The 13,122-nt window shown below is 41.2% G+C and carries 26 protein-coding genes and 1 pseudogene; all 27 read right to left on the bottom strand.

Annotated elements, in window-relative coordinates; translation table 11 throughout:
* Nucleotides 1-56 precede the first annotated feature (56 nt).
* The 27 genes and pseudogenes from rplQ to rplD all read right to left on the bottom strand — a co-directional run bounded on the left by rplQ (nucleotide 57) and on the right by rplD (nucleotide 13,122).
* A complete protein-coding gene (rplQ, locus tag F4V45_RS06720; RefSeq protein ID WP_023930298.1) occupies nucleotides 57-410 on the bottom strand; it encodes a 50S ribosomal protein L17 in 354 nt (117 codons plus the stop codon).
* A 23-nt stretch (nucleotides 411-433) separates the two neighbouring features.
* A complete protein-coding gene (locus F4V45_RS06715) occupies nucleotides 434-1,447 on the bottom strand; it encodes a DNA-directed RNA polymerase subunit alpha (RefSeq protein ID WP_150337603.1) in 1,014 nt (337 codons plus the stop codon).
* 19 nt (nucleotides 1,448-1,466) lie between these two features.
* Complete coding sequence (rpsD, locus tag F4V45_RS06710; protein ID WP_034577790.1) at nucleotides 1,467-2,093, bottom strand: 30S ribosomal protein S4; 627 nt, start codon at nucleotides 2,091-2,093, stop codon at nucleotides 1,467-1,469.
* 10 nt (nucleotides 2,094-2,103) lie between these two features.
* Nucleotides 2,104-2,493, bottom strand: coding sequence for a 30S ribosomal protein S11 (gene rpsK, locus F4V45_RS06705; protein WP_023930294.1), 390 nt, complete (start codon nucleotides 2,491-2,493; stop codon nucleotides 2,104-2,106).
* A 20-nt stretch (nucleotides 2,494-2,513) separates the two neighbouring features.
* Entirely contained in the window at nucleotides 2,514-2,879 is a 366-nt protein-coding gene (gene rpsM, locus F4V45_RS06700) for a 30S ribosomal protein S13 (protein ID WP_023930292.1), read from the bottom strand.
* A 3-nt stretch (nucleotides 2,880-2,882) separates the two neighbouring features.
* Nucleotides 2,883-2,996, bottom strand: coding sequence for a 50S ribosomal protein L36 (rpmJ, locus tag F4V45_RS06695; protein ID WP_033588102.1), 114 nt, complete (start codon nucleotides 2,994-2,996; stop codon nucleotides 2,883-2,885).
* 108 nt (nucleotides 2,997-3,104) lie between these two features.
* The gene (gene infA / locus F4V45_RS06690) at nucleotides 3,105-3,323 is read right to left on the bottom strand and encodes a translation initiation factor IF-1 (RefSeq protein WP_023930291.1); all 219 of its coding nucleotides are present in this window, start codon (nucleotides 3,321-3,323) and stop codon (nucleotides 3,105-3,107) included.
* Nucleotides 3,324-3,333: 10 nt separating this feature from the next.
* Nucleotides 3,334-4,092: a type I methionyl aminopeptidase gene (gene map, locus F4V45_RS06685; RefSeq protein ID WP_150337602.1), complete on the bottom strand. Its 759-nt coding sequence runs from the start codon at nucleotides 4,090-4,092 to the stop codon at nucleotides 3,334-3,336.
* A 27-nt stretch (nucleotides 4,093-4,119) separates the two neighbouring features.
* Nucleotides 4,120-5,379 carry a preprotein translocase subunit SecY gene (gene secY, locus F4V45_RS06680; protein WP_023930288.1) on the bottom strand — a complete coding sequence of 420 codons (1,260 nt, stop codon included), beginning with the start codon at nucleotides 5,377-5,379 and terminating at the stop codon, nucleotides 4,120-4,122.
* Nucleotides 5,380-5,393: 14 nt separating this feature from the next.
* On the bottom strand, nucleotides 5,394-5,837 hold the full coding sequence (rplO, locus tag F4V45_RS06675) for a 50S ribosomal protein L15 (protein ID WP_150337601.1): 444 nt from the start codon (nucleotides 5,835-5,837) through the stop codon (nucleotides 5,394-5,396).
* An 11-nt stretch (nucleotides 5,838-5,848) separates the two neighbouring features.
* A complete protein-coding gene (rpsE, locus tag F4V45_RS06670; RefSeq protein ID WP_023930286.1) occupies nucleotides 5,849-6,289 on the bottom strand; it encodes a 30S ribosomal protein S5 in 441 nt (146 codons plus the stop codon).
* A 16-nt stretch (nucleotides 6,290-6,305) separates the two neighbouring features.
* Nucleotides 6,306-6,662 (bottom strand): 50S ribosomal protein L18, encoded by a 357-nt coding sequence (gene rplR, locus F4V45_RS06665; protein WP_150337600.1) that lies wholly within the window; start codon nucleotides 6,660-6,662, stop codon nucleotides 6,306-6,308.
* 13 nt (nucleotides 6,663-6,675) lie between these two features.
* Nucleotides 6,676-7,212, bottom strand: a complete 537-nt coding sequence (gene rplF, locus F4V45_RS06660) for a 50S ribosomal protein L6 (RefSeq protein ID WP_150337599.1) — start codon at nucleotides 7,210-7,212, stop codon at nucleotides 6,676-6,678.
* Nucleotides 7,213-7,224: 12 nt separating this feature from the next.
* The gene (gene rpsH / locus F4V45_RS06655) at nucleotides 7,225-7,620 is read right to left on the bottom strand and encodes a 30S ribosomal protein S8 (RefSeq protein WP_023930282.1); all 396 of its coding nucleotides are present in this window, start codon (nucleotides 7,618-7,620) and stop codon (nucleotides 7,225-7,227) included.
* 13 nt (nucleotides 7,621-7,633) lie between these two features.
* On the bottom strand, nucleotides 7,634-7,819 hold the full coding sequence (locus tag F4V45_RS06650) for a type Z 30S ribosomal protein S14 (protein ID WP_084330938.1): 186 nt from the start codon (nucleotides 7,817-7,819) through the stop codon (nucleotides 7,634-7,636).
* A gap of 1 nt (nucleotide 7,820) precedes the next feature.
* Nucleotides 7,821-8,366, bottom strand: a complete 546-nt coding sequence (rplE, locus tag F4V45_RS06645) for a 50S ribosomal protein L5 (RefSeq protein WP_023930281.1) — start codon at nucleotides 8,364-8,366, stop codon at nucleotides 7,821-7,823.
* Nucleotides 8,367-8,369: 3 nt separating this feature from the next.
* The gene (gene rplX / locus F4V45_RS06640) at nucleotides 8,370-8,600 is read right to left on the bottom strand and encodes a 50S ribosomal protein L24 (protein WP_150337598.1); all 231 of its coding nucleotides are present in this window, start codon (nucleotides 8,598-8,600) and stop codon (nucleotides 8,370-8,372) included.
* Entirely contained in the window at nucleotides 8,600-8,968 is a 369-nt protein-coding gene (gene rplN, locus F4V45_RS06635; protein WP_023930279.1) for a 50S ribosomal protein L14, read from the bottom strand. Before rplN ends, rplX begins: the two co-directional genes overlap by 1 nt.
* Before the next feature lies 1 nt (nucleotide 8,969).
* Entirely contained in the window at nucleotides 8,970-9,224 is a 255-nt protein-coding gene (gene rpsQ, locus F4V45_RS06630) for a 30S ribosomal protein S17 (RefSeq protein WP_150337597.1), read from the bottom strand.
* Nucleotides 9,221-9,415 (bottom strand): 50S ribosomal protein L29, encoded by a 195-nt coding sequence (gene rpmC, locus F4V45_RS06625; RefSeq protein ID WP_023930277.1) that lies wholly within the window; start codon nucleotides 9,413-9,415, stop codon nucleotides 9,221-9,223. Before rpmC ends, rpsQ begins: the two co-directional genes overlap by 4 nt.
* Complete coding sequence (gene rplP / locus F4V45_RS06620; protein ID WP_023930276.1) at nucleotides 9,402-9,827, bottom strand: 50S ribosomal protein L16; 426 nt, start codon at nucleotides 9,825-9,827, stop codon at nucleotides 9,402-9,404. Before rplP ends, rpmC begins: the two co-directional genes overlap by 14 nt.
* A gap of 3 nt (nucleotides 9,828-9,830) precedes the next feature.
* Nucleotides 9,831-10,541, bottom strand: a complete 711-nt coding sequence (gene rpsC / locus F4V45_RS06615) for a 30S ribosomal protein S3 (protein ID WP_023930275.1) — start codon at nucleotides 10,539-10,541, stop codon at nucleotides 9,831-9,833.
* A gap of 161 nt (nucleotides 10,542-10,702) precedes the next feature.
* Nucleotides 10,703-11,047 (bottom strand): annotated as a pseudogene (gene rplV / locus F4V45_RS10005) (50S ribosomal protein L22); the annotation flags it as partial.
* A gap of 9 nt (nucleotides 11,048-11,056) precedes the next feature.
* Nucleotides 11,057-11,338: a 30S ribosomal protein S19 gene (gene rpsS, locus F4V45_RS06605; RefSeq protein WP_023930273.1), complete on the bottom strand. Its 282-nt coding sequence runs from the start codon at nucleotides 11,336-11,338 to the stop codon at nucleotides 11,057-11,059.
* A 9-nt stretch (nucleotides 11,339-11,347) separates the two neighbouring features.
* Nucleotides 11,348-12,175, bottom strand: a complete 828-nt coding sequence (gene rplB, locus F4V45_RS06600; RefSeq protein WP_023930272.1) for a 50S ribosomal protein L2 — start codon at nucleotides 12,173-12,175, stop codon at nucleotides 11,348-11,350.
* 11 nt (nucleotides 12,176-12,186) lie between these two features.
* Nucleotides 12,187-12,492: a 50S ribosomal protein L23 gene (locus F4V45_RS06595; protein ID WP_023930271.1), complete on the bottom strand. Its 306-nt coding sequence runs from the start codon at nucleotides 12,490-12,492 to the stop codon at nucleotides 12,187-12,189.
* A complete protein-coding gene (gene rplD, locus F4V45_RS06590) occupies nucleotides 12,493-13,122 on the bottom strand; it encodes a 50S ribosomal protein L4 (protein ID WP_023930270.1) in 630 nt (209 codons plus the stop codon).

Raw genomic sequence — 13,122 nt, 5'->3', positions numbered from 1 at the left:
TCCTAGTCTCTTTAATACACACCACCATCAAAAGCAAAGGTGCATACCTCCAGTGCCTACTCAACAAACTCGATAAAAGCCATCTGCGAAGCATCGCCTCTTCTTGTCCGCGTTCTTTGTATGCGAGTGTATCCACCTTTGCGTTCTTTATACTTTGGAGCAATTTCGGCTACTAGCTTCTTTGTCGCACCTTTATTTTGCAAATATGCAAATACCAAACGATGTGCATTAAAATCGCCAACCCTAGCAGTCGTAACAAGACGCTCTATATAAGTTTGCAATTCTTTTGCCTTAAAGACACTAGTCTCTATCTTGCCATTATCAATCAACGCAATAGCAAGATTCTTCAATAGTGCTTTTCTGTGTGAGCTTGTTCTGCCAAGCTTTCTATATCCGTGTCTATGTCTCATTCATACTCCTTAGCTACGATAGGTTACTTTGATCGACCAATTTTTTTATTAAAAGCTTCAAGCACTTCTGTGCTCAAAGATGTCCCTATGGGATAGCCAAATGAGCTTAATTTCTCAGCAATCTCATCAAAAGATTTCTTACCCATATTTTTAATATTCTTCAAATCATTTTCGCTCATCATCACAAGCTCACCAATATATTGAATACCAATTTTATCTAGGCAATGAAAGCAGCGCGTGCTAAGATTGAGTGTATCAATTTTGACAAGAAGATTCTTTATATCCACAACATCTTCCGCAGCATTTCCAGAATCTGGGCTCAAAACCGCTACATCTTCCCCAAATATATTAAGCTGAGTTTGTGCTACAGCCACAGCATTCTTAAAAGCATCAATCGGTGCAACCTGCCCATTTGTCTCTATCTCAAACACAATCTTTTCAAAATTAGGATTATCTTCCACAAGCACATCTTCAATCCTATATACAGCTTCCTTTACAGGGCTAAAAAATGCATCAAGAGGTATAAGCCCAACCTCCCCTGTGAAATCCTTATCTTTTCTTACTAACTCGCTAGGCATAAAGTCAATGGAACGCTTAATGACAAGAGAAAAGCTAAATTTCGCATCCTCGTTAATTGTAGCAAGATAGGCATCTTTATTGACCACATCCACTTCATCATTTACCAAATTTGCACCACGAAGCTCCATAGGACCGGTAAATTCATAATTAACACGAATTGTGTCCTTAACTTCTGGACCCTTTCCTGCAAAATAGATACTCTTAAGATTAACGATAAAAGGAGTAACATCTTCTGTAATACCACGCACAGAATCAAACTCGTGAGCCACGCCATCAATATGCAACATAACAGGTGCATAACCGGGCGTGCAAGAATAAAGCAAGCGTCTCAAAGGATGTGCAAATGTAATGGCACTTCTAGGCTCAAATGGCCACACACTCACGCGAATGCGATTTTCACCAATATCCTCTATCTTAATCTCATTAGGAATGTAAGGAATAGTTCTAAAAATATCCATAAATCACCTGCCTAATCTATTATTTAGAATACAATTCAACTATCAAGCGTTCTTCAATAGGAATAACAACTTCTTCTCGCTGTGGGTAGCGTGTAAAAATACCGAATCGCTTATCTTTATCTATATCCACCCAAGGCACAATCCCAACCTGCGCCGTAAGATCAAGCGCAGCAGACACTTGTGGATTATTTTTAGTCTTTTCTACCACTTCGATCTTTTGACCCGGCTTCACAAAATAAGATGGAATATCAAGCCTCTTGCCATCAACTAAAATATGCCCGTGTGTAACAAGCTGCCTAGCAAAGCGTCTAGTAGTAGCAAACCCCATACGATACACAACATTGTCGAGCCGACACTCAATCAGTCTAATCAAATTCTCCCCCGTGTTACCCTCTTGCCTATTTGCTTCAACAAAGATGGAGCGAAATTGCTTCTCGGAGACACCATACATCACCTTAGCCTTTTGCTTCTCTCGCAATTGTAAGCCATATTCAGAAATCTTCCCTCGTCTTTGTCCGTGCTGACCAGGTGCATATGGTCGCTTTTCAAGCGCACTCTTGCCAGCCAACCTTCTTTCACCCTTCAATGCAAGTGAAACACCAAATCTTCGCTCTAATTTTTCAACAGGTCCTCTATATCGTGCCATTATTATCCCCTTACACTCTTCTTCTTTTTGGCGGTCTGCAACCATTGTGTGGCAATGGCGTTATATCCTTTAGCCATAATACTTTAATGCCTTCAACAGCACCTACGCTCTTGATAGCAGTTTCTCTACCGCTTCCCGGTCCTTGCACTTTAATACCAACTTCTTTAATCCCATGTTCTTTGGCTTTTGCTAAAGCACTCTCAACCGCCTGCTGTGCGGCGTATGGGGTAGATTTCTTACTTCCCTTGAAGCCCAATCCACCAGCAGTAGCCCAGCATAGCACATTGCCCATCTCATCTGTAACAGTTACATTCGTATTATTGAAAGTAGCTGATATACACACTATTCCTCGCGCGATATTTTTCTTAACAACGCGTTTTTTTGTCGTATTCTTAGCCATTATATCTCCTTAAGATCCTATCAGCTTTTAGAGCCAACTGTTTTACGCTTTCCTTTTCTTGTGCGCGCATTGTTTTTAGTTGTCTGCCCACGAACAGGAAGCCCCTTTCTATGCCTTAGACCACGATAGCTACCAAGATCCATAAGAGCCTTTATATCCATCTGCACTTTTTTACGCAAATCACCCTCAACAACATAGCTTTCTTGAATTTTCTTAGCAATAACAGATACTTCATCTTCGCTGAGATCATTAACTCGCTTGTCAAAAGAAATATTTACAGCTCTAAGAATATCTCTCGAACTCTTAAGCCCAATACCATAAATATATGTGAGCGCATACTCAACTCTTTTCTTTTTAGGCAAATCTACACCAGCAATTCTCGCCATTGTTTATCCTTGTCTCTGTTTATGTTTGGGGGTGGCGCAGATCACTCGCACAACACCCCTACGCTTGATAATCTTACATTTATCGCACATCTTCTTGACCGACGGTCGCACTTTCATACGAACTCCTTATAAATTAATGACATCTAGGACATCGCTTAAAGCAATAGCTCTGTCATTTCCAAAACTAAAAACGCGGATTATAGCCGACATTAGTTTAAAGCAGGCTTATTTATAGCGATATGTGATCCTACCTTTATCTAGGCTGTAGGGGGTTAATTCTAGCTTTACCCTATCGCCCGGTAGAATCTTAATATAATGCATTCTCATCTTTCCGGCAATATGGCACAGAACAATATGTCCGTTATCCAACTCGACTCGAAAAGTCGCATTTGGCAGAGACTCAATCACCTTACCATCTATTTCTATTACATCATCTTTCGCCAATCTTACTCCTTTAGCTGTGGGTTAAAATTCTCGCTCTACCATCAATCATAGCAATCGTATGCTCATAATGGCTACCATTTTGCATATCCTTAGCGACAACAGACCATTTGTCTTCCAAAATCACTGGCACTCCATCACTCTGGCATACCATAGGCTCAATACAAAACACCATACCATCTTTAATTTTTGGTCCCTGCCTTGGGTTGGGTGATTCCAAGTAGTTTGGTATCTCTGGCTCTTCGTGCGGTTTCCTACCTATTCCGTGCCCGCAAAATCCCTGTAAAGGAATAAAACCTCTTTGCGTAATTGCCTGTTCTAAAAACAAACTTAACTCTTTAAAATGCATACCAGAGCAACAAAAATCAATAGCTTCATATAACACATCTTTCGCACAAGCGATCAATTGCTCATCTTTAAGGCTTATTTTCCCAATACCAATAGTAACAGCACCATCACCAAACCACCCCCCACACTCAACACCCAAATCAACTCCTAAAATATCACCATCTTGCAGCCTATAATCACTGGGGATACCGTGAATAATCACGGAATTAAGAGATAAGCAAGTAGCATTTGGGAATCCATAAAGCCCCTTAAAAGCTGGACGAGCACACTGAGATACAATATAATCCTCAGCAATCCTATCGAGCTCATAAAGGCTAATTCCAGGCAGAGCATTCTCCACCACAAGTGCCAGTGTTTTTGCCACAATTGTCGATGACTTCTCTAAACCAGCAAGGTCTCGCTTACTACGAATTGCTATCGCCACAACACTACTCCGCGACCATTCACAATTCTAGAATCCAACCGCACTCAATGTCTTGTATTTATTCATATAGACTTGTGCTTCAATCTTACGCATTGTATCAATGGCAACCTGCACGACAATAAGCACAGCAGTCCCACCAAAATAGAAAGGCACGCCCAAAAGCTTCACTAATGCCCAAGGAAGGGTGGATACAATCGCCAAATACAATGAGCCCCACAAGGTCAAATTATTTGCGACAAAATTCAAAAATGATGAAGTCCCCTCACCCGGACGCATTCCAGGTATATATCCACCTTGGCGCTTCAGGTTATCTGCAATATCCTTAGCATTAAACACAATCGAAGAATAAAAATAAGCAAAAAACACGACAAACACAAACATTAAAATGTGGTGCAAATAATGGCTAGGGCTTAAAATATCTGCGACAAGCTGTAAATATTGATTGCTTGAAGCTTGCAAAATCGTGGATGGAAACACAAGCAATGCAGAAGCAAAAATAGGCGGTATCACTCCACTTAAATTCAGCTTAATGGGAATATAGTTCATAATGCGCTTATTTTGATTCTGCATTACCACTTTACGTGCATAAGAAATAGGGATTCGCCTTTCAGCCAGCTCAATATACACAATACAGCAAATTGTAGCGACAATGATAATGCCAATCACAACAAGACTTAGGATACTAATTTCTCCAGTATTAACAAGCTTGAAAGTCGATCCAACTGCACTTGGTATCCCAGACACAATACCACCAAAGATAATAAGGCTTATGCCATTACCTACGCCCCTCTGTGTAATCTGCTCGCCAATCCACACAAGAAGCATTGTCCCAGCAAGCATAGCAAACACAGAAATAAGCAAAAACTCTTTCATATCAATCAAAATTGCACCATTAGGACCGCCGCCGATACTACGCAACCCAAACGACACACTAATAGCCTGAATAATTGTAATAAAAATCGTAACATAGCGAATGATTTGCATATATCTCTGCATACCATCGCGCTCTTTTTTCATTTTTGCAAGTGGAGCAAAAGTGGCTGCCAAAAGCTCCATAATAATGGAAGCTGTGATGTAGGGCATAATGCCAAGCGTAATAATACTTATACGCTCCACAGCTCCACCACTAAACATATTGAAAAGCCCCAAGGCATTGCTACTGCTCATACGGAAGAAATCTTTAATGACCGCCGCATCGACCCCGGGTATTGGAACATATGCAAGCACACGATAAGCAAATAAAAAAGCTAGCGTGATAAGAATCTTATTAACAATCGCTTTATTCATACGAGACTCTTGTCCTATTTTCGCTGCCCACTCACAGCTACCCTAGTATCTCTCACTTTATCTGCAAGTGCAGATGCACCAGCACCTATAAGCTTAACGAGAACTTTCTGTCGCGCCAATGATGCAGATTGAGCAACCTTAGCACAACTAGGAAGCTTATGAACACCATCTATACTCTCTATGGTAATCTCACTAAGACCAACTACGGCTTTGATTCTATCGACATTGATAATATAAGGTTTGTGGATTCTAGTTGTGAAGCCGACTTTTGGCAGACGACGCTGAAGTGGCTGCTGCCCACCTTCAAACCCTCTCTTAGCTGTGTAGCCTGTGCGAGCCGTCTGCCCCTTGCCACCTCGAGTAGATGTCTTACCCATACCACTACCTTGACCACGACCCACTCTCTTAATATCCTTTACGCTTCCCTTAGCTGGTTTAATTATATGTAAAGAAGCCATACAATACCCCCTTATGCTTTAATCTGTGCTAGAGCATCAAAAGTAGCCCTAACTACATTGTAAGGATTACTAGAGCCCAAAGATTTTGTCAAAATATCCTTAATTCCAGCAAGCTCTATCACAGGTCTAGCTGACCCACCTGCTATAACACCCGTCCCTTCGCTGGCAGGTTTGAGCAAAATACGACTTGCATTATATTTATACTCGATATCGTGGGCTATCGTTGTGCCTTTGATATTAACCTTGATAACATTCTTAAATGCATCATCGACAGCCTTTTTAATAGCATCTGGAACTTCTTTCGCCTTACCCAAGCCAAATCCAACCATACCATTACGATTGCCCACGACAACAAGTGCATTAAAACGAAACCTTCGCCCACCTTTAACTACCTTTGTTACACGACCAATATTTACAACAACTTCACTAAATTCTTCTCTATCGATTTTCATAACATCTTCCTTAATTTTATAGTGCTATACCTTGCTCTCGCAAAGAATCTGCAAAGACGCGAACAACACCGTGAAACAAATACCCATTACGATCAAATACCGCCTCATTGATCCCCTTACTCTTTAGCTCTTGCGCAAATACTGCAGCAATCTGCTTAGCCTGATCTTTATTGTTGCCAAGCTTAAGCTTTCTCCCATCAACGGCTGCAAGAGTTATCTGCCTAACATCATCGATCGCCTGAGCATACAAATACTTATTTGATCGAAAAATACTAATTCTAGGGCGAGAATCCACGCCACTCACCTTATCTCTAATGCGAGCTTTTCTCTTAAGGCGCAAGCTCTTTTTCAATTCCAAAACTTTACTAGTCATATCAGCCCCTTAGTTATTTTTTCGCCGTCTTACCAGCTTTTCTAATAATGATCTCATCAGCATACTTTATCCCTTTACCCTTATAAGGCTCAGGGGGTCTAAACTCCCGTATCTCAGCTGCAATTTGCCCAATCTGCTGCTTATCGCTACCCTTGATAGTAAGCTGATTCTTATCAAGTGTCATCTCTACTCCAGCAGGTATGGGATATTTGATCGGATGAGAGAATCCAAGAGCAAGCTCAAGCATATTACCTGATACAGCAGCCTTGTAACCGACCCCGTTAATTTCAAGAGTTTTTGCAAACCCCTGAGTCAATCCAACAACTATATTATTTGCCAAAGCTCGATAAGTCCCCCAAAAAGCTCTAGACTGCGGAGCAGAATCCAATGCAGAAAAAACAAGTTCCCTATCCTTTAACTCTACCTTAACTCTGCCGTATGTTTCAAGCTCCTTTGTAGCTTTCGCCCCTTTAAATGTGATCTTACTGCCCTCTACATTCACTTGCACAGAATCTGGAATACCAACAGGTCTTTTACCAACTCTTGACATAATGTTCTCCTACTACCAAATACTACACAAAGCTTCACCACCGACATTTGCTCTATATGCTTCGTCGTTGGATATCACTCCCTTACTAGTGCTTACAACTATAGTCCCATATCCATTCTTAAATCGCTTTAGCTCACTGCGAGCCTTATATACCCTGCGACCAGGCTTGCTGATACGCTTGACCTCGTTAATCACAGATTTGCCACGCTCATCATAAGCAAGCTGCACAAGAATCGACTGCTTACCATCTTTCTCTGTTACATTATATTCCTTAACAAAACCCTTATCCTTAAATACCTCCAAAATCGATACAACGATCTTGGCATAATATAATGTCGTAGATTCTAGCCTTCTCATAGAAGCATTACGAATCCTTGTCAAAGAATCTGCAATAATATCATTCACCATTATTTACTCCTTTCTACCAGCTAGCTTTGCGCAACCCTGGGATTAAGCCTTCATTTCCCATTTTTCGCAAACAAACTCGACAAAGTCCAAAATCCCTATAAACAGAATGTGGTCTTCCACATACCTTGCATCGAGTATATGCCCTTGCACTAAACTTCGCTTTCCTATTGGTTTTTGCAATCATTGATTTTTTTGCCATACTATCTCCCTTTTGCAAATGGCATACCAAATAACTCTAAGAGCTTAAATGCCTCTTTATCATCTTGTGTCGAAGTAACAATCGTAATATTCATACCATGCGTTACCATAATATCATCATAAACAACTTCCGGGAACATTAATTGCTCATTCAAGCCAAAGCTATAGTTCCCTCTTCCATCAAACCCATTCCTAGGCACACCCCTAAAGTCCTTAACCCTAGGTAAAGAGATCACAATAAGTTTTTCTAAAAAGTTATACATCTGCTTGCCGCGCAAAGTTACCTTTACACCGACAGGCATACCTTCACGCATTTTAAAGCCAGCGACAGATTTTTTCGCCTTGGTAATAATGGCTTTTTGTCCTGCAATAAGCGAAATAGTGTCAGCTATATTTTGCATAATCTTAGAATCCTTAGCATAATCACCAGCCCCCACACTAATAACTATCTTCTCCAATTTTGGAAGAAGCATAGGGTTTTGTATATTGAGCTCGTTCTTAAGCTGTCCTTTTATCTCATCATTATACTTTTTCTTCAATGCAAACATAACCTACTCCCCATCTTTCTTAACATTAGAAATATGTATGGATTTTTCCTTAGTAACAAACCCACCTTTAGGGTTGTCATCAGTAGGTTTTACCGCCTTCTTTACCAGAGCACAACCCTCAACAACTACCAATGACTTCTTGGGAAACACAGCCAGCACTTTCCCTACCTTGCCCTTATCATCTCCAGCGATAACTCTAACCATATCGCCTTTTTTTATCTTACACTTTACCACTATAACACCTCCGGAGCTAACGATACTATCTTCATAAAATTAGCATATCGCACTTCTCTACTTACTGGACCAAAAATTCTCGTCCCTATCGGCTCTTTCTTGGCATCAAGAATCACTGCCGCATTATCATCAAATCGAACAAGCGAGCCATTAGCCCTGTGGATCTCCTTTTTTGTCCTAACAACAACAGCCTTGACAACCTGAGCTTTCTTGACTTTACCATTAGGGATCGCTTTTTTAACAGATGCCACAATAACATCACCAACACTTGCATAACGCTTATGGCTACCACCAAGCACCTTAATACACATAATTTCCTTCGCACCGCTGTTATCTGCTACATTTAAGCGCGTAAAACTCTGTATCATACTACACTCCTACTGATACAATCTCTTTGAGACTAAACGATTTGGTTTTAGAAATAGGTCTGCACTCTATCGCTATGATTTCATCACCAACCTTAACTTGATTCTTCTCGTCGTGTATTGTGTATTTCTTAAAGCGTTTAACGATTTTGCGATATTTTGGATGAACGACTTTGCGCTCTACCAAAACCACTGCACTCTTATCCGCTCGAGAAACAACTCTACCCTGTATCACTCTTTTATGTGGCATCTGGCTCATTTGTTATCCTTTTTTGCTGATATTGCAGTATTGATTCTAGCAATATCCTTTCTCACTATTGCAATTTGACTAGGATTGGTCAGTTGCATCGTTTTAAGCTTTAAACGTAATTCAAAAAGCTCGGACTTTTTATCTTTAAGAATCTTATGAAGCTCCGCCAAATCTTTATCTTTCAAATCAATAAATTTCATTTTCACTCTCGCTAGTTATGATTTTTGTTTTAAAAGGAAGCTTGCTCTGCGCTAAAGCCAAAGCATCTCGAGCCATACTCTCTTCAACACCAGTAATTTCATAAATAATTCTACCGGGCTGGATATTCATCACCCATTTTTCTACTGCGCCTTTCCCCTTACCCATTCTCACCTCAAGCGGCTTTGCTGTCAATGGCTTATCAGGAAACACGCGTATCCACACCTTACCAGATCTCTTAATATGTCTAGTAAGAGCTATTCTTGCAGCCTCTATTTGGCGAGAATCTATCCTGCCTAGCTCAAGAGCCTTAATGCCTATATTACCATAAGCCAAAGATGAGCCGCGTATAGACTTACCACGATTACGACCCTTCATTTGCTTTCTATATTTCGTCTTTTTGGGCATTAACATAATTTATTGTCCCCCTCTTCTGGATTTTGATCGCGACCCTCTTAATTCTTCTTCGCCATCTTCGCGTTTATCTGGCTGAATACCCTTTTGCAGAATCTCACCCTTAAAGATCCATACCTTAACTCCAATAATTCCATAAGTAGTAAAAGCTTCAGCGAAACCATAGTCAATTTTAGCGCGCAGAGTATGAAGCGGCACCCTACCTTCCATATACCACTCTGTTCGCGCCATTTCAGCTCCAGCCAAGCGTCCAGACACCTTAATCTTCACGCCTCTCGCGCCAGATTTCATAGCAGCTTGCATAACCTTTTTCATAGCGCGCCTAAATGCTACACGCTTCTCAAGTTGCATGGCGACATTTTCTGCAGCCAGCTGTGCATTAGCTTGCGGACGCTTGACTTCCTTGATATTGATTGAGACATCTTTTTTAATGAGTTTTCTCAATGCCTCTCTTTTGTTTTCAATATCAGCACCTTTTTTACCTATGATGAGTCCGGGGCGTGCTGCCACCACAGTTATGCGGATCTTTGCTGCTGCTCTCTCTATAATAATCTCGCTAATGCCCGCGTAATACAGCTCCTTCTTGAGAAATTTCCTAATAATGTGATCTTCAAGAATATTATCAGGAGCAGTTTGAACATTAGGAAACCAGCGAGATGTCCAATTCCTATTGATACCTAGTCTAAGTCCTATTGGATTAACTTTTTGTCCCATTGTTATTTATCCTTAGTTTCTGATTTTTTTGCTTTAGATTCTGGCTGAGCCTTCGCTTTAGAGACCGACACTCTAGCTTGCTTTGCTCCACCCTTGCGCACTTCCCCTTTATTTTTCACATCATCACCAGCAATAGATGTGCTAGAAGCAGTTTTAGCAGACTTTTTCGCTTGCAAAGAACTGACCTCGCTTTGAGACAATACTTCTACAAGGATGTGCGAAGTAGGTTTGCGTATAGGAGTAGCACGCCCCCTAGCCCTAGGCATAAACCTTCTTAGCACAGGACCTGCATCAACACGACAGGAATATACGATGGCATTTTTCGGTTCATATCCACCATTTGCCACGGCTGAAGCAATTGTTTTGGCAATCAGTTTAGCAGCCTTATTTGGAGTAAATTCCAAGCTAGCAAGCGCAAGCTCAACATTCATACCCTGCACTTCTCTCGCCACTAAGCGAGCTTTCGTTGGAGATAATCTAACAAAACGCAACAAAGCTTTACTCATAGCATACCCCTACTTTCCAATCTTTTTTTGAACACTACCCTTGTGTCCCTTAAAAGTTCGCGTAGGAGCAAACTCACCTAACTTATATCCAACATGGTTTTCTGTCACATACACTGGAACAAATGCTCTCCCATTATGAACATTAAAAGTCAAGCCTATCATATCGGGCAAAATAGTGCTTCTTCGAGACCAAGTCTTGATGGGCTTACTATCCTTGGTTTCTTTAGATTTTGCCACTTTCTTCGCTAAATGCTCATCAATGAAAGGACCCTTTTTAATCGATCGTGCCATACTATATCCTTACTTTTTCTTTCTTGAGATAATTAACTTATCGCTCGCTTTTTTACGGCGAGTCTTATAGCCTTTAGCTGGTGTTCCCCACGGAGAAACAGGATGTCCGCTAGATCCAGTCTTACCTTCACCACCACCATGTGGGTGATCCACTGGGTTCATAGCACTACCACGCGTTTGAGGGCGGACTCCTAAATGACGATTTCTACCTGCTTTACCAATGGATATGTTAATAAAATCTTCATTCCCCACGACACCAATGGTCGCCATACATTCATCAAGAACATAGCGCATCTCTCCACTTGGCAAACGCAAGATCACATACTTGCCCTCCCGCCCCATAATCTGCGCACTTGATCCAGCACTTCTAGCAAGCTGTCCGCCAGCACCCGGATGCATCTCAATATTATGCACAACCGTTCCAATAGGGATATTTTTTAACTTCATTGCATATCCTGTCTTAATATCAAGCCCGGACTCCGCAGAAATTACCATATCTCCCACTTGCAATCCACTGGGCTGAAGTATATAGCGTTTATCACCATCGGGATACACAACTAAAGCTATGCGACAATTCCTATACGGATCATACTCAATCGCTGCCACACGCCCTTGGATACCAAACTTATTGCGCTTGAAGTCAATCACGCGATACAACTTCTTCGCACCACCCTCTTTATGACGACTTGTGATTCTGCCATTGTTATTTCTCCCAGCAGAAACAGGAAGCTTAATCAACAGCTTCCTTACACTAGGCTTTGCAGTAATGTCGCTTGAGCTAAGATTGCTCATAAACCTACGACTTGGGGTATATGGTTTATATGTCTTAATTGCCATACTCTACTCCTCTATGCTGTGAGCGAATCAATTTTCGCACCCTCTGGAATCTTCACATAAAACTTCTTGTAAGAGCTTCGCTGCCCATAAAATTTTTGACTTCCATTGCCGCCCCTCTTTATCGAGCGTTTAACTTTACCATCTTGGCGCAAGGAATTAATTTTCACTGGAACCACGCCAAAATACTCCCTGAAGACCTCTTTGAGTTGATTTTTTGTAACGCGTGTTGATGTTTGCACGACCAAAACCCCACTCTCTTGAAGCGATAACGACTTCTCTGTGTAGAGAATGGATTTAATATCTGTTATATCAGCCATTTACTTCCCCTTACTTCCAGATTCTAAAAATGCATCAAATACAGCCTTTTCAATCACAACTGCGTGGAAAACCGCCACAAGATAAGCATTCATCTCACTTGCTTCAATAAAATAGCAATCCTGTAAATTACGATATGCTAAAAATGTCTTCTCATCACGGATTGACTGAGAGACAAAAAGCACACTTCTCTCATTAAGAGCCTTAAACACAGCATACGCATCTTTTGTCTTCCCGCTTTCAACACTTAGAGAATCTACAACATAAAGCTTGCCTGCTTCTGCCTTTTGTTTAATGGCATACTCAAGGGCAAGCCGCTTTTGCTTCTTGTTAATCTTTAAGTCATAGTTACGATTATTACTTGGACCATGAGCCACCCCACCTCCAACAAAAACAGGTGAAGTGATACTACCAGCTCTGGCACGCCCGCCACCCTTTTGCGCCCAAGGCTTCTTACCACCTCCGCTCACTTCACCACGCTTTTTAGCCTTGGCATTGTTTGCGCGCAAAGATGCTAAATACGACTTGACATACAAGTAGAGATTATGCTCCTTGATACCCTTATAGCTTTCAGGCAAAGCAATCTCGCTTGTCTTTTTAAATGATTTATCCAACACTACTGCACTACTCAT

It is taken from the genome of Helicobacter canis, assembly GCF_008693005.1.
GTDB classification, from domain to species: domain Bacteria; phylum Campylobacterota; class Campylobacteria; order Campylobacterales; family Helicobacteraceae; genus Helicobacter_B; species Helicobacter_B canis.
Note: the sequence above shows the minus strand (reverse complement) of the source record. Positions and strands in the feature narration are given on the sequence as shown.

Coding starts and splice junctions, on each gene's coding strand:
- rplQ (WP_023930298.1), bottom strand. CDS start 410: ATGAGACATAGACACGGATATAGAAAGCTTGGCAGAACAAGCTCACAC.
- F4V45_RS06715 (WP_150337603.1), bottom strand. CDS start 1,447: ATGGATATTTTTAGAACTATTCCTTACATTCCTAATGAGATTAAGATA.
- rpsD (WP_034577790.1), bottom strand. CDS start 2,093: ATGGCACGATATAGAGGACCTGTTGAAAAATTAGAGCGAAGATTTGGT.
- rpsK (WP_023930294.1), bottom strand. CDS start 2,493: ATGGCTAAGAATACGACAAAAAAACGCGTTGTTAAGAAAAATATCGCG.
- rpsM (WP_023930292.1), bottom strand. CDS start 2,879: ATGGCGAGAATTGCTGGTGTAGATTTGCCTAAAAAGAAAAGAGTTGAG.
- rpmJ (WP_033588102.1), bottom strand. CDS start 2,996: ATGAAAGTGCGACCGTCGGTCAAGAAGATGTGCGATAAATGTAAGATT.
- secY (WP_023930288.1), bottom strand. CDS start 5,379: ATGAATAAAGCGATTGTTAATAAGATTCTTATCACGCTAGCTTTTTTA.
- rplO (WP_150337601.1), bottom strand. CDS start 5,837: ATGGCTTCTTTACATATAATTAAACCAGCTAAGGGAAGCGTAAAGGAT.
- rpsE (WP_023930286.1), bottom strand. CDS start 6,289: ATGAAAATCGATAGAGAAGAATTTAGTGAAGTTGTTGTAAATATTGGT.
- rplR (WP_150337600.1), bottom strand. CDS start 6,662: ATGACTAGTAAAGTTTTGGAATTGAAAAAGAGCTTGCGCCTTAAGAGA.
- rplF (WP_150337599.1), bottom strand. CDS start 7,212: ATGTCAAGAGTTGGTAAAAGACCTGTTGGTATTCCAGATTCTGTGCAA.
- rpsH (WP_023930282.1), bottom strand. CDS start 7,620: ATGGTGAATGATATTATTGCAGATTCTTTGACAAGGATTCGTAATGCT.
- F4V45_RS06650 (WP_084330938.1), bottom strand. CDS start 7,819: ATGGCAAAAAAATCAATGATTGCAAAAACCAATAGGAAAGCGAAGTTT.
- rplE (WP_023930281.1), bottom strand. CDS start 8,366: ATGTTTGCATTGAAGAAAAAGTATAATGATGAGATAAAAGGACAGCTT.
- rplN (WP_023930279.1), bottom strand. CDS start 8,968: ATGATACAGAGTTTTACGCGCTTAAATGTAGCAGATAACAGCGGTGCG.
- rpsQ (WP_150337597.1), bottom strand. CDS start 9,224: ATGAGCCAGATGCCACATAAAAGAGTGATACAGGGTAGAGTTGTTTCT.
- rpmC (WP_023930277.1), bottom strand. CDS start 9,415: ATGAAATTTATTGATTTGAAAGATAAAGATTTGGCGGAGCTTCATAAG.
- rplP (WP_023930276.1), bottom strand. CDS start 9,827: ATGTTAATGCCCAAAAAGACGAAATATAGAAAGCAAATGAAGGGTCGT.
- rpsC (WP_023930275.1), bottom strand. CDS start 10,541: ATGGGACAAAAAGTTAATCCAATAGGACTTAGACTAGGTATCAATAGG.
- rpsS (WP_023930273.1), bottom strand. CDS start 11,338: ATGGCACGATCGATTAAAAAGGGTCCTTTCATTGATGAGCATTTAGCG.
- rplB (WP_023930272.1), bottom strand. CDS start 12,175: ATGGCAATTAAGACATATAAACCATATACCCCAAGTCGTAGGTTTATG.
- F4V45_RS06595 (WP_023930271.1), bottom strand. CDS start 12,492: ATGGCTGATATAACAGATATTAAATCCATTCTCTACACAGAGAAGTCG.
- rplD (WP_023930270.1), bottom strand. CDS start 13,122: ATGAGTAGTGCAGTAGTGTTGGATAAATCATTTAAAAAGACAAGCGAG.